Annotated in this window: 25 protein-coding genes and 2 pseudogenes; 1 reads left to right on the forward strand and 26 read right to left on the reverse strand. The window is 38.8% G+C overall.

The genetic code is table 11. The annotated features are described in order from the left end of the window. Positions 1-11: 11 nt before the first annotated feature. The 14 genes and pseudogenes from A3IA_RS0103575 to A3IA_RS11785 form a co-directional block, all read right to left on the reverse strand. Positions 12-290, reverse strand: coding sequence for a PTS sugar transporter subunit IIB (locus A3IA_RS0103575; RefSeq protein ID WP_018379977.1), 279 nt, complete (start codon positions 288-290; stop codon positions 12-14). Positions 291-327: 37 nt separating this feature from the next. Next, positions 328-1,767: a PTS sugar transporter subunit IIC gene (locus A3IA_RS0103580; RefSeq protein WP_018379978.1), complete on the reverse strand. Its 1,440-nt coding sequence runs from the start codon at positions 1,765-1,767 to the stop codon at positions 328-330. A gap of 516 nt (positions 1,768-2,283) precedes the next feature. After that, positions 2,284-2,805, reverse strand: coding sequence for a YjbQ family protein (locus A3IA_RS0103585; RefSeq protein ID WP_018379979.1), 522 nt, complete (start codon positions 2,803-2,805; stop codon positions 2,284-2,286). Between the two features lie 11 nt (positions 2,806-2,816). After that, positions 2,817-3,509 (reverse strand): triose-phosphate isomerase, encoded by a 693-nt coding sequence (locus A3IA_RS0103590; protein WP_018379980.1) that lies wholly within the window; start codon positions 3,507-3,509, stop codon positions 2,817-2,819. A 9-nt stretch (positions 3,510-3,518) separates the two neighbouring features. Beyond that, positions 3,519-4,352, reverse strand: a complete 834-nt coding sequence (locus A3IA_RS0103595) for a class II fructose-bisphosphate aldolase (protein ID WP_018379981.1) — start codon at positions 4,350-4,352, stop codon at positions 3,519-3,521. Between the two features lie 31 nt (positions 4,353-4,383). Beyond that, positions 4,384-5,211 (reverse strand): rhamnulose-1-phosphate aldolase, encoded by an 828-nt coding sequence (gene rhaD / locus A3IA_RS0103600; protein ID WP_018379982.1) that lies wholly within the window; start codon positions 5,209-5,211, stop codon positions 4,384-4,386. Positions 5,212-5,288: 77 nt separating this feature from the next. Beyond that, entirely contained in the window at positions 5,289-7,670 is a 2,382-nt protein-coding gene (locus A3IA_RS0103605) for a phosphoketolase family protein (protein ID WP_018379983.1), read from the reverse strand. 94 nt (positions 7,671-7,764) lie between these two features. Further along, positions 7,765-8,826, reverse strand: a complete 1,062-nt coding sequence (locus tag A3IA_RS0103610; RefSeq protein ID WP_018379984.1) for a zinc-binding dehydrogenase — start codon at positions 8,824-8,826, stop codon at positions 7,765-7,767. Positions 8,827-8,866: 40 nt separating this feature from the next. Then, positions 8,867-10,135, reverse strand: a complete 1,269-nt coding sequence (locus A3IA_RS0103615; protein WP_018379985.1) for a PTS galactitol transporter subunit IIC — start codon at positions 10,133-10,135, stop codon at positions 8,867-8,869. A gap of 28 nt (positions 10,136-10,163) precedes the next feature. Next, a complete protein-coding gene (locus A3IA_RS0103620) occupies positions 10,164-10,463 on the reverse strand; it encodes a PTS sugar transporter subunit IIB (RefSeq protein WP_018379986.1) in 300 nt (99 codons plus the stop codon). A gap of 18 nt (positions 10,464-10,481) precedes the next feature. Further along, positions 10,482-10,955 carry a PTS sugar transporter subunit IIA gene (locus A3IA_RS0103625; protein WP_018379987.1) on the reverse strand — a complete coding sequence of 158 codons (474 nt, stop codon included), beginning with the start codon at positions 10,953-10,955 and terminating at the stop codon, positions 10,482-10,484. Positions 10,956-10,978: 23 nt separating this feature from the next. Beyond that, positions 10,979-12,934 carry a BglG family transcription antiterminator gene (locus A3IA_RS0103630; RefSeq protein WP_018379988.1) on the reverse strand — a complete coding sequence of 652 codons (1,956 nt, stop codon included), beginning with the start codon at positions 12,932-12,934 and terminating at the stop codon, positions 10,979-10,981. A gap of 228 nt (positions 12,935-13,162) precedes the next feature. Next, a pseudogene (locus A3IA_RS12505) lies at positions 13,163-13,369 on the reverse strand (transposase); the annotation flags it as partial. Between the two features lie 99 nt (positions 13,370-13,468). After that, the gene (locus A3IA_RS11785) at positions 13,469-13,660 is read right to left on the reverse strand and encodes a hypothetical protein (protein ID WP_018379989.1); all 192 of its coding nucleotides are present in this window, start codon (positions 13,658-13,660) and stop codon (positions 13,469-13,471) included. On the opposite strand from A3IA_RS11785, the pseudogene A3IA_RS13385 reads away from it, so the two are divergent. After that, positions 13,660-14,233 (forward strand): annotated as a pseudogene (locus tag A3IA_RS13385) (DDE-type integrase/transposase/recombinase); the annotation flags it as partial. The gene A3IA_RS11785 and the pseudogene A3IA_RS13385 sit on opposite strands and share 1 nt — an antisense overlap. Before the next feature lie 445 nt (positions 14,234-14,678). Here A3IA_RS13385 and A3IA_RS0103640 read toward each other — a convergent pair. From A3IA_RS0103640 to fabT, 12 genes are all read right to left on the reverse strand, one after another. Beyond that, entirely contained in the window at positions 14,679-15,449 is a 771-nt protein-coding gene (locus A3IA_RS0103640; RefSeq protein WP_018379990.1) for an acetyl-CoA carboxylase carboxyl transferase subunit alpha, read from the reverse strand. Further along, positions 15,442-16,308: an acetyl-CoA carboxylase, carboxyltransferase subunit beta gene (gene accD, locus A3IA_RS0103645; protein WP_018379991.1), complete on the reverse strand. Its 867-nt coding sequence runs from the start codon at positions 16,306-16,308 to the stop codon at positions 15,442-15,444. The genes A3IA_RS0103640 and accD overlap by 8 nt, the downstream gene beginning before the upstream one ends. A gap of 11 nt (positions 16,309-16,319) precedes the next feature. Further along, positions 16,320-17,699 carry an acetyl-CoA carboxylase biotin carboxylase subunit gene (gene accC, locus A3IA_RS0103650; RefSeq protein ID WP_018379992.1) on the reverse strand — a complete coding sequence of 460 codons (1,380 nt, stop codon included), beginning with the start codon at positions 17,697-17,699 and terminating at the stop codon, positions 16,320-16,322. Between the two features lie 49 nt (positions 17,700-17,748). Continuing rightward, a complete protein-coding gene (fabZ, locus tag A3IA_RS0103655; protein ID WP_018379993.1) occupies positions 17,749-18,171 on the reverse strand; it encodes a 3-hydroxyacyl-ACP dehydratase FabZ in 423 nt (140 codons plus the stop codon). Then, on the reverse strand, positions 18,168-18,641 hold the full coding sequence (accB, locus tag A3IA_RS0103660) for an acetyl-CoA carboxylase biotin carboxyl carrier protein (protein ID WP_018379994.1): 474 nt from the start codon (positions 18,639-18,641) through the stop codon (positions 18,168-18,170). The genes fabZ and accB overlap by 4 nt, the downstream gene beginning before the upstream one ends. 2 nt (positions 18,642-18,643) lie before the next feature. Further along, positions 18,644-19,876, reverse strand: a complete 1,233-nt coding sequence (gene fabF, locus A3IA_RS0103665) for a beta-ketoacyl-ACP synthase II (protein ID WP_018379995.1) — start codon at positions 19,874-19,876, stop codon at positions 18,644-18,646. A 74-nt stretch (positions 19,877-19,950) separates the two neighbouring features. After that, complete coding sequence (gene fabG, locus A3IA_RS0103670; RefSeq protein ID WP_018379996.1) at positions 19,951-20,685, reverse strand: 3-oxoacyl-[acyl-carrier-protein] reductase; 735 nt, start codon at positions 20,683-20,685, stop codon at positions 19,951-19,953. Then, positions 20,675-21,619, reverse strand: coding sequence for an ACP S-malonyltransferase (gene fabD, locus A3IA_RS0103675; RefSeq protein WP_018379997.1), 945 nt, complete (start codon positions 21,617-21,619; stop codon positions 20,675-20,677). Before fabD ends, fabG begins: the two co-directional genes overlap by 11 nt. Before the next feature lie 14 nt (positions 21,620-21,633). Further along, complete coding sequence (gene fabK / locus A3IA_RS0103680) at positions 21,634-22,599, reverse strand: enoyl-[acyl-carrier-protein] reductase FabK (RefSeq protein ID WP_018379998.1); 966 nt, start codon at positions 22,597-22,599, stop codon at positions 21,634-21,636. A 197-nt stretch (positions 22,600-22,796) separates the two neighbouring features. Beyond that, complete coding sequence (locus A3IA_RS0103685) at positions 22,797-23,021, reverse strand: acyl carrier protein (RefSeq protein ID WP_018379999.1); 225 nt, start codon at positions 23,019-23,021, stop codon at positions 22,797-22,799. 56 nt (positions 23,022-23,077) lie between these two features. Then, positions 23,078-24,049, reverse strand: coding sequence for a beta-ketoacyl-ACP synthase III (locus tag A3IA_RS0103690; protein WP_018380000.1), 972 nt, complete (start codon positions 24,047-24,049; stop codon positions 23,078-23,080). Then, positions 24,049-24,483 (reverse strand): fatty acid biosynthesis transcriptional regulator FabT, encoded by a 435-nt coding sequence (fabT, locus tag A3IA_RS0103695; RefSeq protein ID WP_018380001.1) that lies wholly within the window; start codon positions 24,481-24,483, stop codon positions 24,049-24,051. Before fabT ends, A3IA_RS0103690 begins: the two co-directional genes overlap by 1 nt. Between the last annotated feature and the right edge of the window lie 42 nt (positions 24,484-24,525).

A 24,525-nucleotide genomic window follows, 5' to 3' on the forward strand; every position in this document is an offset into this window, starting at 1 on the left:
CCTTCTTCTTTTTATAGAATCTCGCTCAATTTTGTTTTAATTTCATTGTCATCCATAAGATTATCAAGTCCGACAAGTTTTCCATTTGTTCTTCCATCTAATTCATGAATGAGATGATTTGATGCGACCACAATATCATAACCAGAAGCCAATCCTTTTGCTTCACCAACTGAACAGGAGGCTGATTGAATATCCGTAACTCCTAATTCACGAAGAGCTTTTTCGACCTTCATTTTGATAACCATTGAAGATCCCATACCATTTCCACACGCTGTTAATACTTTTACCATTATTTTTTCCTTTCAAATTTCACAATATTATTAATCATTACTCACCTTGAGCATCGCCACGATAGTAAGCCTCTTTATCTTTTGCTTTAGCATATTGAAGCTGCGGAATAATCAAGAAGAATAAACAAGCGATTACATAACCAATCACACCAAGGTATTTAAAGAGATAGCCAATTGGCAACCATGGAAGCACTAAATCGATATTGCCGTGATACCCTCCTGTCAAGCCAAGCAATCCCACGGCTACTGCACCAAGAGCCACTTGTAATATACCTGAGATAAATGAGAGGGCTACTGCTGCTTTCCAACCACCACGTTTATCAGCGTAAACGGCGATAGCAGCATTATCGAAGAACACAGGAACAAATCCAGTAATGATTAAAATAGGGTTTCTAAAGATAACTAACAATGCAATCGTAATTAATTGCCCAATCAAACCAAAAGCAAATCCTGATAAAACAGCATTTGATGACCCAAATCCGTAAGAGGCTGCAACGTCAACCGCTGGAAATGAACCGGGAAGTAATTTATTTGAAATCCCTTGAAAGGCGTTGGTTAATTCAGCAACAAACATACGAACCCCTTGCATCAAAATGAAAAGGTAGACAGAGAATGTTAGAGCTGTTTGAAGAACATACATGAAGAAAGCTTGCTTTTCAGGAACATAAGCGCCTGCACCAATCAATTCTGCATTGGACATGATTTCTGGGCCAAGTACGGCAAGAATTCCTCCAAAGAAGACCAACATCAATGTAGCTGAAGCCACAACAGTATCATGGAAAATATTCAAGAAAGTTGGTAATTTTAAGTTATCCAAATTTTCTTCTTTTTTACCAAAAAATGGGGCAACTTTGTCAACAAACCAAATGGCAAATTGTTGTTGGTGACCAATGGCAAAGCCTCCACCACCTGTCAATCGTTGTGTTGCTTCAACAGTCATATTTGAACTAACCGCCCAGTAAAGACCACATATAATTCCTACTGCCCATGCTCCAAAAGCATTTTGAAACTGAGGTATCAGTAATAACACGAATACTGAAATGGTCGCTGCTTGTTGAACCATAATATGCCCTGTAATAAAGAGTGTTCTAACTTTTGTCACTTTACGAAGAGCAACCATGAGGATATTGATTCCAAATCCAATGAGCAAAGCTGTAGTCGCAACACTGATAAATCCCATGGTTTCCAGCTTAGCATTAGCTGCTGCTAGACCGAAATAAGGATCGATAACTGCGGCTTCTAATTTGAATTTTTCAGCCAAGGCAACCAGAATTGGTCGAAAAGTATTGACCAAACCGCCTGCACCAACGTTCAAAATTAAATAACCAACTGTCGCTTTAATAAAACCTGCAAAAACATCATGCAAAGGTTTCTTCAAAAGTAAATATCCAATAAGAACTAAAAGTCCTACAAAAAATGCGGGGTTTTGCAAAATATTTTGCGAAAACCAATTAAGGGGAGCTAGGAGTATATCCATAATGACTACCTCTTTCCATATGTGATGTGTTATTTATGTCTATATTATAAAATTTGGAAGCGCTTCAAAAAAGACCAAGAATCACACAAGAAAGTGTTCAAAAATGGGAGGGAGGGATTTTGACAGATTAAAAAGCCCTGTATTTTACAGAGCTAAAACAATATATCTATGTGACATGGAGCTTACATCGTTTAAAGGCAAAGCAACTGACACCGTGTAGAGGCAAGTAGATAACCAACGAGAACACCAACAAAGAAAAAGAGTTTATCCGCCTTTTTCACTTTCTGAGCTTAGCCCCTCCTCTGTACAACTAAGGAATATCATACTTGATAGGACAACATAGAAAGAGGAAAGACTATATAAGATTGAACGTAAGCGTCCAATAACGAGGTATATTGAAAAACAAACCTCCAAAAGGATGCTTGCCTTCAATCCAAAACTATCTACTAGACAGTTTTTACCGGGTATTAATACTAAAAACATCGGCATAAAGAACTAAAAATATTATAATCCAAACTATTCTCCAAATACAGTCACTTGACATTTGCGTATTCGTTCTCGTGTTTTATCATAATCTACAAAATAGAAATAGCCTGTGCTTCCGGTACCCAAATCTCCATTGGTAATATCAACGAATTGGCTAGAACCAATTAATGTGGCAGCCAAGTGAGCATCACCATTCCATAAAGCTTTACGATCCCCATCCGGTAAATAATCAGCTGCATTTGGCCAAGATTCGACTGCTTGATAATGAGCTTCTCCGGGGTAAATATAGGTGTCAGCACTAGTATGGGCTGGAATAATTTTTTCCAAAACATGATTAAGATCTGCTTGAAGCGATTCATCCCCTTCTTCAGTATAATCATGAGCAAATTCTTCAAAGAAAACTGCGCAGGTCGTGTGAGGAGAAATCATCGCTAAAAGGCCATCTTGAATCCCACTTTCTTTCACAATCTGACGAAGTTGTGGTGTAATATCCACATAAGTAGCCTTACCAGCCTCCGTATCTAGTGTAAAGGTTGCTTTGTGAAGTTTCATTTAAATTCTCCTTATACTCTACTAGCTTTAACAGCTGCTTCTACCATGTCACGCAACATTTGTTTTGAATTTGAAGCTTCTGTAATTCCGCTGGTACAGCCAGTTCCATCCGCACCTAACTTAATGACATTATAAACATCATCAGCACTTGAAATACCTGCTGCTTGCATAACTAAAGTGTTCGGTGACACGGCTTTAATGGCTTCATTTGTACTCGTTATATAGGCTTCATCACTGGTATTACCCGTACCAATCAACTCTGTTGGTTCGCAAAGAATAATATCTGGCTCTAGACTCGCAATTGCTCGGGCTTCTTTGAGGGAATCCGCACAAACCACTGTCACAATATCTAATTCATTAGCACGTTCTACAGCTTTAACCAATTCACTAAATGTCAAGGGATGCTCTGCATGATTGATAAAGCTTGCTTGCACACCAGCTGCTTTCAAAGATTCAGGTAGGATATGTCCCATACCACGGCCCGGCACAATGCCATCTAAATGTTGGGCAGAAACAAACGCCTTATCAGTAACCGCTACTACGCGACTAATATCCGCAAATGGACACGTTATAAAAACAGATGCCTCTGGGTGAGCTTGTGCCATTTCTTCAGCAACTTCAGCCATTTCAACAATGTCATCTCCATATAAGTAAGATTTGGGATTAAATATAAAAAATGGTGTCTTTACTTCTACTTTACTCATGATTTACTCCTAAATTTTTTGTGTTCCAAAGATATCATAGTAATGTTCTAGAACATCTTCCATCGCTTTTTCTACAGCTTTTCGGGAAACAATATAATCATCTGTATCCATTGCTTGTACAGCTCTTTGCGCTGCAACAATAAAGTCTGTGTAGATATTGATTTTTGTGATACCCTCATGAGCACAGCGACCAAGGTTTTCATCACCCGAAGAAGAACCTCCATGCAAAACTAAGGGAACAGTTGTCAGCTCAGCAATTTCATGAAGACGAGCAAAATTAATTTTCGGAACCCCCTTATAAACACCATGGGCAGTTCCGATGGATACAGCCAAGGAATCAACATTAGTTGCCTCCATAAATCCTTGAACATCCTCAACTTCAGTATAAACAGAGTCTGTCAAGTGTTCGGCTTCTGAGGTGTCATTTGCTCCCACATGACCCAACTCAGCTTCTACCACAATACCACGTTCATGAGCATACTCAACCACTTTATTGGTAATAGCAATATTGTCTTCAAAAGATTCCTGTGAAGCATCAATCATCACTGAGGTAAAACCTAAGTCAATGGCTCGCTTAATAAATTCAAAGTCAGTACCATGATCCAAATGCAAGACTACAGGCACCGATACAGAGTCTGCATAGTAATTTCCAATCGCTGCGGCTTCTTCCAATGAAAGAATAGAACTATGTGATTGAGCATAAGCTAATAAAAGAGGTAACCCCCTCCTTTCTGCTACCTTTACATAGGCACGAGCAGAATCCGAGTCAATAAAATTAGCATGAGGAATAGCAAAATTTTCTTTTTTGGCAACTTCATACAAATATTTAGAAGAAACTTTCATTAGCTGTCCTTTCTTAAATAACCATTAATAGCTACAAGTACTTACCATCAACACCCAAAACACGACAAACGTCACGTAAATTATCTTTAGTCAAAACATTATTTTCTGAGACAGGTTTGCCACTTATTTGCTGTAGCTTCAAAGATATTCCTGCTGCTTTGTTAGCTGTTTCAATCAATCCAAAGCAGTCTTGATAATCCCTACCAGTTGATAACACCCCATGCTGCGACCAAACGACAAGTCTATGTTCATGTAATAATTTAGCCGTTGCCCTCCCTAAACTTTCTGTTCCCGGAACATCCCATGCAAGAACTCCGATACCATCTGGAAAAACAACAATTGATTCTGTTAAAACAGACCATAGATCAATCGTAAGACTTTCACTCGTAATACCATTCAAAAGAGAGTATAGGACAATATTATTAGCGTGATTATGGATTACCACTCTACTATTTTTGTCATATTTCATTCGAGTTGAATGTGCTAAGATATGCATAAAAATTTCACTTGTTGGATTTTTGCCTGTGTTAAATCCTGCAACTTTGACATATCCTTTATCAGTTAAACGAATAATGCCTGAATCAACTGATACTTGATGCTTTAATTTTCTAAAATGGCTAAAAGTAGCTGTAATTAATAAATAATGACCTTGTATATTTTGAGGAATTGGAATAACTTTAACCTCTTCACTTTCTGAAGAGATACGAAAATCTGTATTACTTAAATCAGTCTCTAAATTTTCAATCTCTGCTTTACTTAGTCGATAACTAACATTGCCTCCATTATATTCATTCCAACCTTGTAACCACATATCATTCGTAACTTCTATTAATTCTTCAATATACTTTGGATAACCCATAATAATACCTCTTCAACATCAAATACCCGAAAACCTCCTGCATTTAAGCAAGAGGTTACTTTCATAAGAAGTTTATATCAATTAATATTCTCCCATTTCCATTCTTGAACTTCTGGGATGTCATCACCATGTTCACGGATATATGCTTTATGATAAGCGACCTTATCATCCATCTCACTTTTGAAAGCTTCTGCTTCTGCACCATAAACCGCATCTGCTGCATCTTGGGCAATATGGAAGCGATCCAACTCTGACATCACACGCATATCAAACGGTGTTGTAATATCACCATTTTCACGATAACCATGCACACGAAGGTTGTGGTTATGACGATTAAAGAAGATATCACGAATCATGCCTTCATAACCATGGAATCCAAAAATAACTGGCTTGTCGGTTGCAAAGACTTTATCAAATTCATCATCTGAAAGTCCCCGAGAATCAACACTTGGATGACGAAGTTTCAAGACATCTACTACGTTAACAAAACGGATTTTTAGCTCTGGAAAGGCTTTGTGAAGGATGGAGATACCTGCCAAAACTTCAAGGTTAGGTTCAGTGCCAGCTGCCGCAAAAACAACATCTGGTTCTTCATCTGCTGAAACAGTAGAAGCCCAATCAATAACCTTATACCCCTTGTCAACCAACTCTTCTGCTTCTTCAACCGAGTAGAATTGTGGTCGTGGGTGCTTCGAAGTAACCAGTAAGTTAATCACATCTTCATCCTTGAAAGCTCTATCAGCTACTGCCAAGAGACTGTTGGTATCGGCTGGTAAGTACTCTCGGATGAATTCTGGTGTTTTTTCAGCCAAATGGGTCAATAGACCTGGGTCTTGGTGAGTATAGCCATTGTGGTCCTGTTGGAAAACAGTTGAGGTGGCAATCAAGTTGAGCGGTGGATAGTTTTTGCGCCATGTGGTATGTGTTTTTGACTTACGCAACCACTTGAAATGTTGTGTAATCATAGAATCTACAACACGGAAGAAAGATTCATAGGAAGCAAAGAAGCCATGACGCCCAGTTAAAACGTAACCTTCTAAGAAGCCTTCTGCTTGGTGTTCTGACAATTGTGAATCAATAACCCGACCAGATGGTGAAATCCATTCATCATAGCTTTCGTCACGACGTCCTAGCCATTGACGATTGGTTTTAGTGAAGACTTCCTGAAGACGATTGAATTTGGTTTCGTCCGGACCAAAGATACGGAAAGTATCTGGATTTGTTTCCACTAAATCCGCCGCATATTTACCAAACTCAATCATATCTTGAGCCATAATAGCACCTGGTGTCTCGATTTCAAAGGCACGTTTTTTCCAATCCGCTGTGTCAATAGCTTTGACAATGCCAGCATTTGTGACTGGGTTCATTCCCATACGGCGATCACCTTTTGGTGCAATCTCTGCAATTTCTGAAACCAAGCGGCCTTCCTCATCAAAAAGTTCTTCTGGGCGATAAGCTTTCAACCAATCAAGAAGGGCATCTACATGTTCCATATGGTGCGAATCTACCGGAATTGGCACTTGGTGAGCGCGCCATCCTCCAGCGATTGGAGCTCCTTCCCAGCATTCTGGACCCGTCCAACCTTTTGGAATACGAGCCACAAGTACTGGCCAAGCTGGTTGTGTGGCGTCTTCTGCTGAGTTTTGGCGCGCTTTAGCTTGGATAGAACGGATGGTTTCGATAGCTTGATCTAATTTTTCGGCAAAGATGGCATGAGACTTTTCAACATCCTTGCTTACTGCTGTTACATCCGCAAAAATAGGTTTCCAACCAAGACCTGAGAAGAACTGTTCCAATTCATCATCGCTTTTTCGCTCCAAAATTGTTGGGTTATGGATTTTACCACCATTGAGGTAAAGAATTGGTAAAACAGCACCGTCAGAGACGGGATTGATGAAAGTATTTGATAACCAACCGGCCATCAGAGGACCTGTTTCAGCTTCTCCATCACCGATAACTGTCGCTGCAATCACATCTGGATTATCTAAAATAGCACCTGTCGCATGAGAAAGAGCGTACCCTAATTCTCCACCTTCATGGATAGATCCTGGTGTTTCAGGAGCTGCATGTGAGGCGATACCTCCTGGGAAAGAGAAGATTTTACAGAGTTTTGTAAAGCCTTCTTCTGTTTGTGTGATTTCTGGATTTAATTCAGTGTAAGAGCCATCAAGATAGGCATTTGAAACCATGACTTGACCCCCATGACCAGGTCCTTCAATATAGAAGATATCGGCATCATATTTATTGATAACACGGTTCAGATGAGCATAGATAAAGTTTTGTCCAGGAACTGTTCCCCAGTGACCGATTGGATGGGCTTTCAGATCTTCTGCTTTAACATCACGTTTTAATAGTGAATTATCTTTTAAATACATTTGCGCTGCGGATAGATAGTTAGCCGCACGCCACCAGGCATCGACTTTTCCTAAATACTCTTTTGAATTGAAATCGAATGACATATTTTTCTCCTTGTGATTTTTTAGACAAATATATTGTTAAGCAAAACTTGTGAGTTTTTTCGTAATTCGAATTACTCACAAGCTTCATTAGTTATCAAAATTCTCCTGGATTTGACTCAATCAATACTTTATATTCTTTACCACTCATCACGGATTCGAAGGCTTCGCGCCATTTATCTAATGGGAATTTTTTAGTAATCATTTTATCAATAGCAATAGCACCATTATTCAGTAAATGAATGGCAATTGGCCAGTCAAACGGGTTTTGTGAACGACTACCAACGTATTCAATCTCACGTTGGATAATAGAATTCGTATCAATTTCTACGTTATTTTTAGCAAATAGTCCAACTTGTACGAAACGTCCTTGTTTCTTCATCAATTTCAACACTTGTTTGACAGCAGGTACCGCACCAGATGCATCATAGGCTTTATCAACACCATATCCATCAGTGTGTTCCATGACAATCGCTTCTAAATCTTCCGTTAAAGTATCAACTACAACATCCGCACCAAGTTCTTTCGCAAACGCTAAACGTTCGGCATCCTGGGTAATACCAGTCATGATGACAAACGCTCCAATATGTTTTGCAATTTGCAACAACAGCAAACCAATCGGTCCTGGTCCCATAATAATGATTTTGTCATGCAAACTCAATTGAGATTTTTGATACATAGCATGTACGCAGCAAGCAAGTGGCTCAGTCATAGCCGCCCCCTCATAACTTAAGGTATCTGGCAAAATATGTACGCTTTCTTCACGTGTCATCACATAATTTGCCATTGATCCGTTTTGTTGAGAGCCAATACCTTTGCGTTTCATCGCAAGATTGTAAAGACGATTGTGTGTATAGATATCTGTACTTGTTTCAAAAGTGGTCTCACTTGTTACACGATCACCAACCTTAACTCTCGTCACCTGTTCACCGACTGCTACAACTTCACCAGCAAACTCATGACCTAGAACTACAGGTTCTTTAGGATTAATGTATTCTCCTTTAAAAGTGTGAATGTCAGATCCACAAATTCCTGTATAAGCTACTTTAATCAATACTTTGTCACCTGCAATTTTAGGAACGTCCAATTCATAGAAGTCCATTTGATCATAACCCGGGGCTGTTTTAAAAACCCCCATCATTTTTTCTGGAATACTCATTTGTGATTTTCCTCCAACTTTTATTTGTAATAATCAGTTATTAAAAGATTCCTTTAACAAGATTCGATAGTGGTACAAAAATCCAGTTAAGAATATTACCACCTGTATCAAAGTTTGAAATTTGAGATGCACCTTTAGGGAACTTAACCACCCCTTCAGCCATTTGCGTCAATACTGGTGCAAAGTCAGTTGCCATCCAAAGTGCAAAAGTAATAACTACTGTAAGTGAAATTACTGAGTGAAGAATATTACTTTTACGTGTTGGAACAACAAGAGCTGCAAAAAACGGAATTGTTGCTAAGTCAGCAAATGGAAGAACACGATTTCCTGGAAGCAAGACAGCAATCAAAAGTGTAATTGGAACCATTAACAAACCGGTTGAAAGAGCTGCAGGCGATCCTGTTGCAAGCGCCGCATCCATCCCAAGAAAAATTTCACGATCCCCATAACGTTTTTGCAACATTGCTTGAGCCGCCTCTTGAATCGGAATCAAGCCCTCCATCAGGATTTTAACCATACGTGGCAAGATAAACATAACAGCACCCATTGCCATAGCCGTTTGAAGAATACGTGTAATGTCATATCCACCAAGGATAGCCATGGCACCACCAATAATAATCCCCATAATCATTGGTTCTCCAAAGATACCAAAACGTTTTTGGATTGTTTCGGGATCCACATCCAAGTCACCAATTCCTGGAATTTTACTTACCAACCATGCGACAGGAATACCAATAATCGCATAACCTTGCGCAGAACCAGTTGTGATTGAGACCCCCTCAAGACCATAGTATTCTTGAACATACGGCGCTGTTTTATCCGCAACAATTTGTACAATTACAGTATAAATAACACCACAAACGATTCCCCAGAAGAAATTACCTGTAATAATATAACCTGTTGCTGCTGCTGCACTCATATGCCAATAGTTCCAAATATCAATGTTAAGTGTTTTTGTTAAGTTAAACGCTAACATTATTAGGTTTACAACTAAGATAACTGGAATCATTACAGCTGCAATTGGTTGTGACCAAGTAGCGGCAGATACAGCAGGCCAGCCAGCATCAACAATGGTAAGATTTAAACCGAAACGTTCGACCATCGCTTGGGCAGCCGGACCAACGTTATCAGATAATAAACCGAGAACCAAACTAATCCCCAACATTCCAATACCGACAGTCAATCCAGACACAATTGCTTTACGTAGCGGCACTCGGAAAACCATTGCAAGAATAAAGATAATAATCGGAAGGACTACACTTGAGCCCATATTCAAAATTCCTTGAACAACATTAGTTAATGTATCCATTGATGTCTCCTTTATGAAATATTATTTATTATGCGTCTTCTTGAATTTTGGCCACAGCATCAAGAATTTCTTGTTCAACCTTAGCCTGATTAATACCTGTCAAGAATGCCATTGCTTTAATAGCAGGAATTCGATACTCAGTTGGTAACATCGTTGTTGTAATCAACATATCATTTGAATCTTGTAATGATGCTGCTTCCGCAATTTTAATTTGGGTAATTTGTGCATCAATATTATTTTTTAAAAATAGATCTTCAATTTTTTTCAAGACGACAGTTGATGTTGCTATTCCAGCTCCACAAGCGACTAGTACTTTTACTTTTGACATAACAATTTTCTCCTTATTTTATAAATGATTTGTTTTAATTAACGTCATAACTTCTTCAGATGTTTTTGCATTTTTCAAGTCTGCTAGAATTTCTTTATTTTGCAACAATCCCATCAAAGATTGAAGCATTTCTAACTGTGCATGTGGCTCATTCAAACCAAGAATAAATGCAATTTCCACTGGAACACTTTGATTAGCATCCTCCATACTCTTAAACTCGACAGAATCTGTAGTGACTACTGCAACGAATTCTTTTAATACACATTCAGCATCAGTATGTGGAATTGCAACTCCCATATCTTCCAGTTGTAATCCTGTTGGAAAGTTTTTTTCGCGCTCTTTAATTCTTTCTAGAAAGTCTTCACGAACATACTTTAAGTCGAAAGCTTTAGAATAGATTTTTTCAAATAATTCATTTTTTGTTTTGAAAGATTCGCCCAAGAATACAAATTCTGGCAATACATATTGTTCTAAGGTAATAGTTTCTGACATCTTTGTTTCCCTTTCTATAATTATTAATCCATCTCATTTTCTACTAGTAACGATAAAAATTCTTCGCTATTTTCAGCATGCCAGAGCTTGTCAATATATGTTGTGTCATCAATTTTTGAATACAGACTAATCAAGGCATCTTTGTATAGCAACTCATCAGCCTCTGATATAGAGATTAACATGATAACTTTAACCATATTACTTCCCCAACGAATCGGCTTTCTTAAGGTCGCCATGATTAATTGCGACTCTTTTACTACTGAAGGATCCGCATGGGGGAGTGCTACACCAGTATACAAACTCGTACTTCCCAACTTCTCTCGGTATTTTATCGACTTGATGAATTCTGTATTCGATTGATTATTCTCTGAAGACATACTGACCATAAAATCCAAACAACTATTGACATCTTTAACATCCAGATTTATGATGATTGAATTCCCTAACAGCTTTTGAACTAAAGACTGAGTATACATTGATTCATTTTCAATAACAGATAACATCCTGCGACTTCCCTCAAGTAAATGAGAATAGCGATTTTGAATAATAGTAAAATCCGTACTTGTGAGAATAGGGCTAATAAACACAAATTTATTACTAGGATTATCGATATATATTGAACTAATAATTAGATCAGCATGAGCAATTTTTTCAGGTGTTAGTTTTTTACTTTCAATTTTTATTAACCGATCAAAATTTGAAATAATCCTATTTAAGGAATTCATAATTAACTCAGTGGTTGCAATTCCTTGTGGGGCAACTAAATAGATCGTCAGGGGTTTAGCAAGTTTTTCAAGAGATATTTCAAAGTGAACTGTCAATAGAGCAATCTCACCATCTGTTAAGACAATCTCAAATACATCAGATAGTTCTTTGCTAGATAGCCAAACAATGTTATATAAAACATTGTATTTTTTCTTAATCTCCTCAGTAATATCATTGTTAATAACAATTCGATTCTTTAAGCGGAATACCATCGGCTGAATATGACACAATAGCATTCTAAAAAGGTGGTCATCAGTCGATAAATTTACTCCCAGTAGTTCACCTACTCTCGTAATAAATTGCTTAACAGTAGCAACTAGATGCTCACTATCAATAACATCACTTTTTTCATAGCCTACTGACAAAAGTGAATATACCAAATGAATAATTTCACCTTCAGGTATTACCGAATCATCAATCAAAACAAGCTCTCTATATAAATCAGTTGCAAAACTATATACTTCGTAATAAATAAGATTAGTAATCAAATCAATATGAGTCTCTCTAGTAATAAGTTTCTTCATATTGGACCGTTTCATCGATATTAGTAAATCCAAAAGTAAATACAGTTTGTATTGTTCATCAATAATAAATTTATAGGATGCTGAAAGATGGTGTAGGGTTGCTATTACAAAATTAATTTCTTCTTTTGAAAAAAAAGTATTAAACTGACTATTTTGGCTCAAGTCTGAAATTGAAAGATTTAAATTTTCAATAAAATAGTTTCTTAAATATTTGCGAATTTCTTGTTCATCGCCAGTTAATTTATATTTTCCATGACTACGTTCAAGGTGGATGTCATAGCTAGAAAAACTTTCTTCAAGATTTTCTAAACCACGCCTGATAGAACTCTCACTAATATAGTACTCAACAGAGAAATCAATAATGTCTAATTCCTCCGTTTCAAAAGCTAAATAATTTAATAAAAGTAACTCTTTTGAGATAACAGCTCGAATTGTTGGAGTTTCTCCAAAATGTTTTTGAGCATTATTAAGCAGTCGTTTCTTTCGCCCATCAGACATAGACAAGAGAATGCCTTTTCTAGGGATTTTTTCCAAATTATCACTAACATCATCAAAAATCGCCTTAAGTTCTTCAAGATCGTTATAGATAGTTTTTGTTGAAACAGAGTATTTTTCAGACAGAACTTTTGCCGTCAAATACGTATCAGAAACAATCAAATCATGTAAAATACTTAATTGACGATGTTTCATACTATTTCCTTTCCTTTAGTATGATTAAATTATAAATAGAAACACTCTCTAATGTAAGCCTTTTCACTTCCACATAAATGTGGAAGTATAGAAATTTTTTCTACACTTAAGACCTATCGATAATAACCTTAGAAATTTTGAATAGAATCAGATAGATCTAGTATTTTTTATGCAACGAAATCAAAGAATCTGGGATACAAAAATTTCTCAGGTAATAAAAATAGAGACTCACGTTTTGAGTGAGTCTCTTTTCTGATTATGTTTGAGAAGGTTACTGGCTATGAGAACCAATCCCATATCAATTGTTACTTGGCGCTTCTCTCTTAAGTTGCAGCGTTTGTAACCTAAACAAGCCTTTATCTGTCCAAAGACAGGTTCTACATCAACCTTGCGCTGAGCAAAAATGCGATTGCCTTCTTCAGATAAAAGCGATTGTTTTTTTATTTTATAGTCTTTTGAATTAAGGTTGAGACACCGTCACTTTCGCCTTGCCCTACTCAAGTCCTGCCCGCGTCTCAGTTCTTTGTCTCAAAGTTAATTCATTTGACTATAACTGGTGATAGCCTCGTTGACGTAGAACCCTTTTTGTGGAGCAAAATCAGAGGAATTCGTCTTATACACCTGAATTTCCAGTTGGAATTCAGTCGCTGTTTGACTGTGTTTGAGATACTCAAATCTATACTCCCAACCCTTCTGGATACCTGATAAATATCCTAACTTAATCATATGCCCAATTCTCTAAATTTGAGGAAACGGCTGTAAAGGAGATAAATACGGAGCTTATGAGTCACATAAAAGATTTTCACCGTGAACATAGAGTCTTTGGCTATCGTCGGATGACACGATTTGTAAACTGTCATCTTGGGGTGAACTATAATAAGAAGCGGATTCGTCGTTCTCATGGTTTCTGTACAAAAACTAGTTTTGTGAACATTGAGGAGAATCTCCTTAATCGGAATGTCATTGCTGAAGCACCAAATCAGAAATAATGCACAGATGTCACCTTTATGAGGGTAAAGTTTACTCAAGTGCCATTAATAATCTTTATGATGGTTCTATCGTAGCCTATCATATCAGTCAACACAATGACAATCCCCTGTGGTTGTGGCAACACTAGTCAAAGCCCTGAGTATTAAACCACTTCTTCGTAGTGATAGGTGCTCTCAGTAAACTTAAAAAAAGTATCGTATGTTAATGACACACAACCAGATAACACGCTCAATGTCCCGTGTTTAGAAATGCATCGACAATGCGCCGATTGAGAACTTCTTTAGTCACTTTAAAACGAAGTGCTGTGATTAGATAGTCAAATGAATTAACTTTTAAACAAGGAACAGAAAGACACAGAACAGTACTTAATACTCTTCGAAAATCAAAAGCAGACCTTGCTGACTTGATTTGATGAACTTCCGTTCTATCTGCACCAGCGTCACCTAGTCAGCTTTGGATTTTCATTGACTATGAGTAGGGCAAGTCGAAACTGACCATGTACCAAAGTTAATTCAAAAGACTATAAAACTTACAAGACCTTTGAAGACTTAGTCACAGACATTGAATCCTACATCTTCAAGAACGCAATAACGGCCTTGTTCCTCATTTCAAGAGGGGCAAGACCGTTGTTTAATCTTTTATTATTTCATTATATACTTGACTTGACAGGGAGCAGCTCAACCTGGTTCTCCCTCATGATTTCCACTACAGTTGACAAAGCGCTGAACATCCCTGATTTCTCAAGGATGTTCCATCAATACTTCCTAAACCTCTCATACCTTTCTTCCAGCAGTTGTTCTAAAGGTAACTGTTTAAGGTAAGCTAATTCTTTTATCAAATTTTCTTTTAGCATGTCAGCTATTTCACTTGAAAAATACCCATGCTCAGGAATGACTTTATCAACGACACCCATATTGAGTAATTCTCCCGCTGTGATTTTCATAAGCTCTGCCGCTTCTGGGGCACGACTGCCATCCTTCCATAAAATCGAAGCAAAGCCCTCTGGACTCAAAACAGCATACATGGCATGCTCTAGCATCCAAACACGATCAGCAACAGCCAAGGCCAAAGCACCACCAGAACCACCTTCACCGATGATAATCGCGATAATGGGAACCTTGAGATCGCTCATATCAAGCAGATTTCGAGCGATGGCTTCACCCTGACCACGTTCTTCTGCACCGACACCAGGATAAGCCCCAGCTGTATTGATAAACGTGATAACGGGACGACCAAACTTCTCAGCTTGCTTCATAAAGCGCAAAGCTTTACGATAGCCTTCAGGATGGGGCTGACCAAAATTACGATGAAGATTGTCTTGCAAATTCTTACCTTTTTGAATCCCAATAACCGTCACTGGTTGACCAGCCAAACGAGCAAGTCCCGCTACTACAGCCCCATCATCAGCAAACTGACGGTCTCCATGCAATTGGATAAAATCTTCAAATAGCGTCTCGGCATAATCCAAAGTGGTCATACGATGTTGATCACGCGCTTCTTTCAAAATTCTTGACACATCACTCATGATACCCTCCATGAAAGGCTAATAATTTCTCAATCACTTGTGGCAAATCTGTCCGTTTGACAATCTTATCCACAAAACCGTGTTCTAAAAGAAACTCTGCCTTTTGAAAACCCTCTGGCAAATCTTGTTTCACAGTCGTTTCAATGACGCGACGTCCTGCAAAACCCACAAGTGTTTGAGGTTCGGCTAAAATAATATCCCCTTGCATAGCAAAACTGGCTGTCACTCCCCCTGTTGTCGGATCGGTTAAAACAGTCAAATAAAAGAGCCCCGCTTTTGAATGACGCTTCACAGCTGCAGATACCTTAGCCATCTGCATAAGACTCATAATCCCCTCTTGCATCCTTGCACCACCAGAAGCCGTAAAAATAACGACGGGCAGTTTCTCCTTAATAGCTAATTCAAATAAACGGGTAATTTTTTCACCCACAACCGTCCCCATAGAAGCCATAATAAAATTAGCGTCCATGATAGCCAGAGCCGTTTTTTGTCCTTTAATCTCAGCCAAGCCTGTCAAAACAGCCTCATCAAGTCCTGTTTTTTCTCGTGCCTGGGTCAATTTTTCTTGGTATTTTGGAAAACCTAAAGGATCCTTTGTTTCAATGCCAGAAAATAATTCCTCAAACGTGCCTTCATCAGCCGTAATCGCTAAACGCTCTAAAGCTGAAATTCTAAAATTGTAAGAACAAGTCGGACAAATTTTAGCCAAGCCCAAATCCTTTTGGTAAATCAAATGCTTACATGCAGGACACTTAGCAAAAAGTTCATCAGGAACCTCAGGCTTTGGCGCATTGTTTCCCTTAAAAGAACGGTTCGGATTAATTCTAAAGTACTTATCCTTCTTATCAAATAAACCCATACATCACCTTTCTAGTCAGTCAAGGTCTCTTCTTCCTGATACCCTGGTAAAAAATGCTCCATCAAAAACGAGGTATCATAATCACCAGCAATCACATGTTGATCGGAAATCAAATCCAATTGGAAGTCTGCGTTAGTCACCAAACCTTCTACTTCAAATTCATAAAGAGCACGTTGCATCTTCATCAAAGCATCGAAACGATTTTCCCCATGCACAATGATTTTAGCAATCATACTATCGTAGTAGGGCGGGATAGTGTAGCCATTGTAAACGGCAGAATCAACGCGCAAACCAACACCACCAGCTGGCAGATGCAAATCTGTAATCTTACCAGGACTTGGTGCAAAGTTAAATCTAGGATTTTCAGCATTGATCCGACACTCAATGGCATGACCACGAATAATCACCTCATCTTGTGTAACTGATAGTTTTTGACCTGCAGCAATTCGAATCTGTTCTTTAACAATGTCAATACCCGTTACAAATTCAGTCACAGGATGCTCTACTTGAACACGAGTGTTCATTTCCATAAAGTAAAAGTTTCCTGACTGCTCATCCAAGAGAAATTCGATAGTCCCAGCATTAACATAAGAAACCGCTTTAGCCGCACGAACAGCAGCAAGACCAAGCTCTTTACGAAGTGTCTTTCCGATAGCAACAGACGGACTTTCCTCTAAAACCTTTTGGTTATTTCTCTGTAAAGAACAATCGCGCTCTCCTAGGTGGATGATATTTCCAAAACAATCACCTAAAATCTGAACTTCAATATGGCGAGCAGGATAGACCACTTTTTCAATATACATGGCACCATTACCAAAGGCAGCTAAGGCTTCTTGTGATGCTGATTCAAATGCTGCAGCCAACTCATACTCTTTTTCTACCTTACGAATCCCTTTACCACCGCCACCAGCTGATGCTTTTAACATAACCGGATAACCAATTTGGTTAGCAATTGCTAAAGCCTCATCAGCGGTGTGAACTTCACCATCAGACCCCGGGATAACCGGAACACCCGCCGCAATCATCTCACGACGTGCATTAATCTTATCCCCCATCTTGTCCATAATCTGTGCGGAAGGACCAATGAAGATGATATTCATCTCCTTACACATGGTGGCAAACTTAGCATTTTCACTTAAAAAGCCAAAGCCTGGATGAATGGCTTCAGCTCCAGTAACAATGGCAGCCGACAGTACAGAGCTCATATTCAAATAAGAGTCTGTTGAACGTGCCGGCCCAATACAGATAGCCTCATCAGCCAAAATGGTATGAAGGGCATCCTTGTCAGCTTCCGAATAAATAGCAACCGTAGCAATACCTAATTCACGCGCTGCTCGAATAATGCGCACCGCAATTTCACCACGATTAGCAATCAGTAGCTTTTTAAACATTTGATTTCTCCTTTACCACAAGCCCATGCCAATAGACTTGTCAAAAGTTCTAGTCACGAATAGCAAAGGTAAGCACTCCGCTGGCAGCCAATTGACCTTCAACTTCAGCTTTTGCTTCCACAACAGCAATGTTACCGCGACGTTTAATAAATTTTGCAGTCATGACCAACTGATCTCCAGGAACCACCTGCTTCTTAAACTTAACTTTATCCATGCCAGCGTAGAAAACTAACTTACCCTTGTTTTCTTCTTTAGATAATTCCAAAACACCAGCCGTTTGCGCTAAAGCTTCCATAATCAAAACGCCCGGCATTACTGGGTAATCTGGAAAATGCCCATTGAAGAAAGGTTCATTAATCGTAACATTTTTGATAGCAACAATCTCATCATCACTAGTTTCCAAAACACGGTCAACCAAAAGCATAGGATAACGGTGTGGTAAAGCTTCACGAATCGCCTTAATATCAATCATTTAATACGCACCAATCCTTGTCCATACTCAATCACATCTTCATCAGAAACTAAAATTTCCGTAACCACACCATCACGTGGCGCAGGCACTTCATTCATAACTTTCATAGCCTCAATAATCATCAAGGTTTGCCCCTTTTTAACTGAATCACCTACTGAGACAAAATTAGCTTTCTCAGGCGCTGGTGCCAAATAAGCCACACCAACTAAGGGACTTTCTACAAGCTCCCCTTCTGCAGTTTGAGTTAACACTAACTCATCCTTATCCACAGCCACTTCCGATTTAATATCTGAAGCAACCACTGCATGATTAGCCAACTCTGAAACAGCGCTAGCTTGCGCTGATACAGGAGTTTCTTGACGCTCATTCTTACTAAAGCGCAATTCATTGCCATCTTGTTTAAACGAAAACTCACGAAGACTAGATTCATCAAACTGACTCATCAAGTCTTTAATTTCTGAAAGATTCACCTTTAATCCTCCCAACGTTTGAAAGCAAGAACAGCATTATGCCCACCGAATCCAAAGGTATTGGAAATTGCATAGCGAATATCTGCTTTAAGTCCTTGTCCCATCACAACATTGGCTTCTATATCTTCTGATAATTCTTTTGTACCGGCTGTCATGTGAATAAAGCCGTGACGTATACTTTCAATGGTTGCAATTGCCTCGACTGCACCAGCCGCCCCTAATAGATGTCCTGTAAATGATTTGGTTGATGACACAGGCACATCTTTGCCTAAAACAGCGACAATGGCTTGACTTTCCCCCTGTTCATTTGCTTGTGTTGAAGTACCATGGGCATTAACATAATCCACATCACTTGGTTCAATACCTGCTTCTGAAATAGCTAATTTCATTGCTTTAGCAGCACCTGATCCGTCTGGAGATGGACTAGTCTGATGGTACGCATCACAGGTAGTACCGTATCCAACAAGCTCAGCTAAGATAGTCGCTCCACGTTTTTGGGCATGCTCTAAACTTTCTACAACCAATACTCCTGAACCTTCACCCATCACAAAACCATTACGGTCCTTATCAAATGGGATAGCTGAACGTGCAGGATCTTCTGTTGTCGACAAAGCCGTCAAAGCGTTAAAGCCACCAATACCAATTTCATTAATCGCACTTTCAGAACCACCAGCTAAAACAACATCCTGAAAACCAAACTTGATTTCACGGAAGGCTTCTCCAATAGCATCATTAGCAGAGGCGCAAGCCGTTGTAATTGACTTACAAACACCGTTAGCACCAATACGAAGGGCAATATTCCCAGCCCCCATATTAGAAAGAGCTTTCGGAATAAACATCGGCTGGATACGTCTCATGCCTTTTTCATGCATACGGATAATTTGCTCCTGCATTTCTTGAAGACCACCGATACCAGAAGAAACTATAACCCCAACACGATTACGATCAACCGTATCCATATCAAGACCAGCATTTTCCAAAGCCTCTAAAGTCGCATAGATAGCATAAAGTGAATACATGTCCATACGGTTCTTATCCTTACGAACAAAATACTTATCGAATGGAAAATCCTGAATCTCCCCAGCATTATGCACTGGAATTTCTGAAGTATCAAATTTTGTAATTGGTTTTATACCAATTGTACCAGATTCTAAGTTTTTCCAAAACTCTTGAGGTGTATTTCCGATAGGTGATGTCACACCATACCCTGTAATAACGACACGATTCGTTGACATAAATCCTCCTTTAGTCCGTCTTTAAACGGTTATACTCATTCAAATCACTCTTACTTTAGTAAATAGAAAGACATTTAAATCATGGTCATACCACCATCAATAGCGATAATTTGACCTGTTAAATACTCTTGTTCTGCTAAGAAGGCAACTACTTGAGCAACTTCTTCTGCCTTACCGATACGCTTCATTGGAATCTGTCCTAAGATCGCATCCTTCATTTTCTCAGGGACAACATCCGTCATATCTGATTCGATAAAGCCAGGGGCAATAACATTTACCCTCACTCCACGAGCAGCGACTTCTTTAGCCACTGATTTTGAAAATCCAATTAAGCCAGCTTTGGACGCTGCATAGTTAGCTTGACCAACATTGCCCGTTAAACCAACCACAGACGATATGTTAATAATGGCACCCTGACGCGCCTTGGTCATAGGTTTTAAAACAGCCTGTGTCATATTAAAGGCACCTGTCAGATTAATCTTTAGAACCTTCTCAAAGTCAGCTTCAGTCATTTTCAACATCAATTTATCATTAGTAATTCCAGCGTTATTAACCAAAACATCAAGACTGCCAAGCTCTGAAATAGCTTCTTCAACCATGCGTTTTGCCTCAGCCTCCTGTGAAATATCACCTGAAATCCCGATGACTTTAACACCATAGTCAACAAACTGACTCAAAAGTTCCTCTGAAATCTCTGAACGCCCATTTAAAACAACATTGGCACCACGACGTGCAAATTCATGAGCAATACCTAAACCAATCCCTCGAGTGGATCCCGTTACAAAAACATTTTTAGCTTTAATTTCCATTTTTTTCCTCACTTATTTGATTGAGCAATTGTTCCAAGCTCGCTAGATCATTAACCGATATAGTTGGAAGGCTCTTATCAATTTTTTTGATAAATCCTGACAAAACTTTTCCAGGACCAATTTCAATCACTCGGTCAACACCAAATGCCTGAATTTCAGCAATCGATTCATAAAACCTAACAGGTTCCATAACTTGACGTGCTAACAAAGACTTCACGTCATCTTTTTTCATCATTTTAGCTTCTGTATTGCCAACTAAAGGAATCTTAAAATCGTTAAACGTCACTTTTTCTAAAACTTGCGCTAAACCTTGGCTAGCTTTTTGGAGCAATGCTGTATGAAAAGGGCCTGATACTTGAAGCGGAATCATACGTTTGACACCCGCTTCTTTTAAAATAGCAAGAACCTTATCAACTGCAGCAATCTCACCGCCAATAACGATTTGCTGAGGTGTATTGTAATTAGCAGGACTAACAACACCTAAATCAGAGGCTTTTTGACAAGCGTCTTCAATTAGCGAGACATCCGTATTCATAATGGCAACCATTTTTCCGATGCCAGTAGGAGCTGCTTCCTCCATCAACTGGCCACGCTTAGCAACCACTCTTAAAGCCGTTTCAAAATCTAAACCACCAGCAGCAACCAGGGCTGAATACTCTCCTAAAGACAGTCCTGCTACAATATCTGGACTTATCCCTTTTTCCATTAAAAGTCTGTAAATAGCGACGGAAGTCGTTAAGATAGCAGGTTGGGTATATCTAGTCTGATTCAACTTATCTTGATTGTCATCAATCAAAGAACGAATATCATACCCTAAAACCTGACTTGCTTGGTCAAAAGTTTCTTTAATAATCTCAAAATGCTCATACAGGTCACGAGCCATTCCTAAAGTTTGTGCCCCTTGACCCGCAAATAAAAAAGCAGTTTTTGTCATCTTTTCTCCTTAGTTTAATCTAGAAGATTTGTCCAACGTTTTGCCTCTTCAGTAATGACCGCCTTAGCGCCTGAATACAAATCTTCTAAAATTTCAGCACAAGTTTCTTCTTTCGTGACTAAACCAGCAATTTGCCCAGCCATCACCGAACCGTTGACAACATCACCATCAACAACTGCATTACGAAGAGCTCCCGCCCCCAATTCTTCAATTTCTTCAACTGATTTTTTTCCAGCAAGATAATCTTTTTCAGCTTGGCTGTAAGCAGTTGCTAATTTATTCTTAATCGCACGAACAGGATGTCCAACGACCGAAGCTGAAACTACGGTATCAANATCTTTTGCTTTCAAGACTTTCTCTTTGAAGGCTTGATGTGCGTTAGATTCTTTAGCTACTACAAAACGTGTGCCAACTTGAACAGCATCTGCTCCCAGCATGAAACCAGCTGCCATCCCATGACCGTCTGCAATACCACCTGCCGCAATAACAGGAATATCAAGAGCCTCAGCAACTTGTCGAACCAAAGCCATAGTTGTCAATTTGCCAATATGACCACCTGCTTCCATACCTTCAGCAATAACAGCATCTGCCCCTAATTTTTGCATTCTTTTTGCTAAAGCAACACTAGGTACAACTGGAATGACAGTCACTCCTGCCTCGTGTAGACGCTCCATATACTTACCCGGATTACCAGCACCAGTCGTTACAACCTTAACACCTTCTTCAATCACTAAATCAACAATATCATCAGCAAAAGGCGATAACAGCATGATATTAACACCAAAAGGCTTATCTGTTATTGATTTAATTTTATCAATATTAGCTTTAACAACTTCTTTTGGTGCATTTCCGCCACCGATGATTCCTAGGCCACCAGCTTTAGAGACGGCACCAGCAAGATCGCCGTCTGCAACCCAAGCCATGCCACCCTGAAAAATGGGATATTTAATATTTAAAAGCTCTGTAATACGTGTTTTCATAAACTATTTTAACAATACTTTCTGTTTTAAATGATTTGATAATCAAATTATATATCTAAAATAAGAAGGAGCGGGAGACAAATCAGATAGAATACTATCATAATTTTATCGTCCCACTCCCATAAGCCGGCTAACAGTCAATAATCAAAATTTCACTCACCGACCTCAGGGACTGAGTTGTTCTCAGTCTCTAGAATCTATTTTGTTTTTTCTTCAACGTAAGCAACCAAGTCTCCCACAGTATTGAGACCTTCTTCAGTTTCGATTTGAATATCAAACTCATCTTCAATTTCAGAGATTACTTGGAATACATCAAGTGAATCGGCATCAAGATCATCGAAAGTTGTTTCCATTTTCACTTCTTCTGCGTCTTTACCAAGTTCTTCTGCGATAATTTCTTGTACTTTATCAAATACTGCCATGATTTTTCTCCTTAGAAAATAAATAATATATAAATGTGCAACTTGCACAAAGTTAACTAAATTTTAACAATTAGATTTCCCCATGTCAAACCTCCACCAAAAGCGGAAAGAAAAACAGTTTGCGAACCATCTAATTTGATTAATCCTTGCTCTACATTTTCGGACAGTAAAATTGGAATGCTTGCACCGCTAGTATTACCATAATCTTGCATATTAGCCAAAAACTTATTACGATCTACCGAAATCTTTCTAGCCATCTTATCAAGAATTCTGACGTTAGCCTGATGCAACAAGAAATAATCAATCTCTAAATCTTCATTATCATCCAACAACTGAGCAATACTTTTCGATACCGTTTTGATTGTAAAATCAAAAACCGCTCTCCCATCCATCTTCAAATAAGAAGACTCTTGTGCCACAATCTGACTAAAAGGAGATGCTAAACCATTTGTCCCTGATTGTAGACTTTCCCACTGATTCCCCTTTGCATTCAAGGATTCAGCAAAAAAATGTCGTTCATCTGAAGTCTCTAAGAGCACTCCGCCAGCTCCATCACCAAAGATGACAGCTGTCGATCGATCTGTCCAATCAAGAACCTTAGACATGACTTCCGCTCCGATAACAAGACCTTTCTGATACGAACCAGATGCGATGAACTTCTCTGCTGTGGCAAGTGCAAACACAAAACCACTGCAAGCTGCTGTCACATCAAATGCAAAAGCCTTGTCAGCACCAACATTACCTTGAACTTTAGCAGCCACAGAAGGCATATTACTATCTGGCGTAATAGTCGCAACGATAATAAAGTCTAGCTCATCAGCATTCAAAGCCGATTTCTCCAGTAAAGCTTCAGCTACCTTAGTTGCCAAATCACTGGTTTCCTCACTTTGAGAAATGTGACGCCGTTTAATTCCTGTTCTACTAGTAATCCATTCGTCACTCGTATCTAGGATTTGAGATAAATCATTATTGGTAACAATATTTTTGGGAGCATAGTGAGCTACCTGTGAAATTTTTGCAAAACCCATTATTTAAGGTCCTCCAAAAACTGATTCAAATTTTTCAAACCACGACTCATTATTGCAAACTCTTCCTCATCAAAACCATCCGTAATTTGTTTCACCATATTCATATGAAATTTTTGGTGTAAACGAAACAAGAGCCGCCCTTTTTGAGAAAGACTTAAATGGACAACACGACGGTCCTTATTAGACCTTGTCCGAATGATATAACCTTTTTTCTCTAGCTTATTCAAACTAGTTGTAACCGTCCCTAGTGTCACCATTAGAGCCTTAGCAATATCACTAGGAGTCGCGTTTGGGGTATTGCCGATTTCATCAATAGTATGCATTTCTTTAATCGAAACATCATTGAAACGGCTCGTTTTCAAGCTAGCTTCTTCAATAATGAGTATATTGTTAAAAATACCTACTAGGTAATCATTGATTTCCTTGTAATCCACCGCAATAACCTCCATAAAGTTTGACTATCAAATTATATCAAA

Source organism: Streptococcus thoraltensis DSM 12221 (assembly GCF_000380145.1).
Lineage (GTDB): Bacteria > Bacillota > Bacilli > Lactobacillales > Streptococcaceae > Streptococcus > Streptococcus thoraltensis.

Bases quoted from the DNA above. Each gene is read 5' to 3' on its own strand.
- A3IA_RS0103575 (WP_018379977.1), bottom strand. From the start codon at position 290: ATGGTAAAAGTATTAACAGCGTGTGGAAATGGTATGGGATCTTCAATG.
- A3IA_RS0103580 (WP_018379978.1), bottom strand. From the start codon at position 1,767: ATGGATATACTCCTAGCTCCCCTTAATTGGTTTTCGCAAAATATTTTG.
- A3IA_RS0103585 (WP_018379979.1), bottom strand. From the start codon at position 2,805: ATGAAACTTCACAAAGCAACCTTTACACTAGATACGGAGGCTGGTAAG.
- A3IA_RS0103590 (WP_018379980.1), bottom strand. From the start codon at position 3,509: ATGAGTAAAGTAGAAGTAAAGACACCATTTTTTATATTTAATCCCAAA.
- A3IA_RS0103595 (WP_018379981.1), bottom strand. From the start codon at position 4,352: ATGAAAGTTTCTTCTAAATATTTGTATGAAGTTGCCAAAAAAGAAAAT.
- rhaD (WP_018379982.1), bottom strand. From the start codon at position 5,211: ATGGGTTATCCAAAGTATATTGAAGAATTAATAGAAGTTACGAATGAT.
- A3IA_RS0103605 (WP_018379983.1), bottom strand. From the start codon at position 7,670: ATGTCATTCGATTTCAATTCAAAAGAGTATTTAGGAAAAGTCGATGCC.
- A3IA_RS0103610 (WP_018379984.1), bottom strand. From the start codon at position 8,826: ATGAGTATTCCAGAAAAAATGATGGGGGTTTTTAAAACAGCCCCGGGT.
- A3IA_RS0103615 (WP_018379985.1), bottom strand. From the start codon at position 10,135: ATGGATACATTAACTAATGTTGTTCAAGGAATTTTGAATATGGGCTCA.
- A3IA_RS0103620 (WP_018379986.1), bottom strand. From the start codon at position 10,463: ATGTCAAAAGTAAAAGTACTAGTCGCTTGTGGAGCTGGAATAGCAACA.
- A3IA_RS0103625 (WP_018379987.1), bottom strand. From the start codon at position 10,955: ATGTCAGAAACTATTACCTTAGAACAATATGTATTGCCAGAATTTGTA.
- A3IA_RS0103630 (WP_018379988.1), bottom strand. From the start codon at position 12,934: ATGAAACATCGTCAATTAAGTATTTTACATGATTTGATTGTTTCTGAT.
- A3IA_RS11785 (WP_018379989.1), bottom strand. From the start codon at position 13,660: ATGATTAAGTTAGGATATTTATCAGGTATCCAGAAGGGTTGGGAGTAT.
- A3IA_RS0103640 (WP_018379990.1), bottom strand. From the start codon at position 15,449: ATGAGTGATGTGTCAAGAATTTTGAAAGAAGCGCGTGATCAACATCGT.
- accD (WP_018379991.1), bottom strand. From the start codon at position 16,308: ATGGGTTTATTTGATAAGAAGGATAAGTACTTTAGAATTAATCCGAAC.
- accC (WP_018379992.1), bottom strand. From the start codon at position 17,699: ATGTTTAAAAAGCTACTGATTGCTAATCGTGGTGAAATTGCGGTGCGC.
- fabZ (WP_018379993.1), bottom strand. From the start codon at position 18,171: ATGATTGATATTAAGGCGATTCGTGAAGCTTTACCACACCGTTATCCT.
- fabF (WP_018379995.1), bottom strand. From the start codon at position 19,876: ATGTCAACGAATCGTGTCGTTATTACAGGGTATGGTGTGACATCACCT.
- fabG (WP_018379996.1), bottom strand. From the start codon at position 20,685: ATGGAAATTAAAGCTAAAAATGTTTTTGTAACGGGATCCACTCGAGGG.
- fabD (WP_018379997.1), bottom strand. From the start codon at position 21,619: ATGACAAAAACTGCTTTTTTATTTGCGGGTCAAGGGGCACAAACTTTA.
- A3IA_RS0103685 (WP_018379999.1), bottom strand. From the start codon at position 23,021: ATGGCAGTATTTGATAAAGTACAAGAAATTATCGCAGAAGAACTTGGT.
- A3IA_RS0103690 (WP_018380000.1), bottom strand. From the start codon at position 24,049: ATGGGTTTTGCAAAAATTTCACAGGTAGCTCACTATGCTCCCAAAAAT.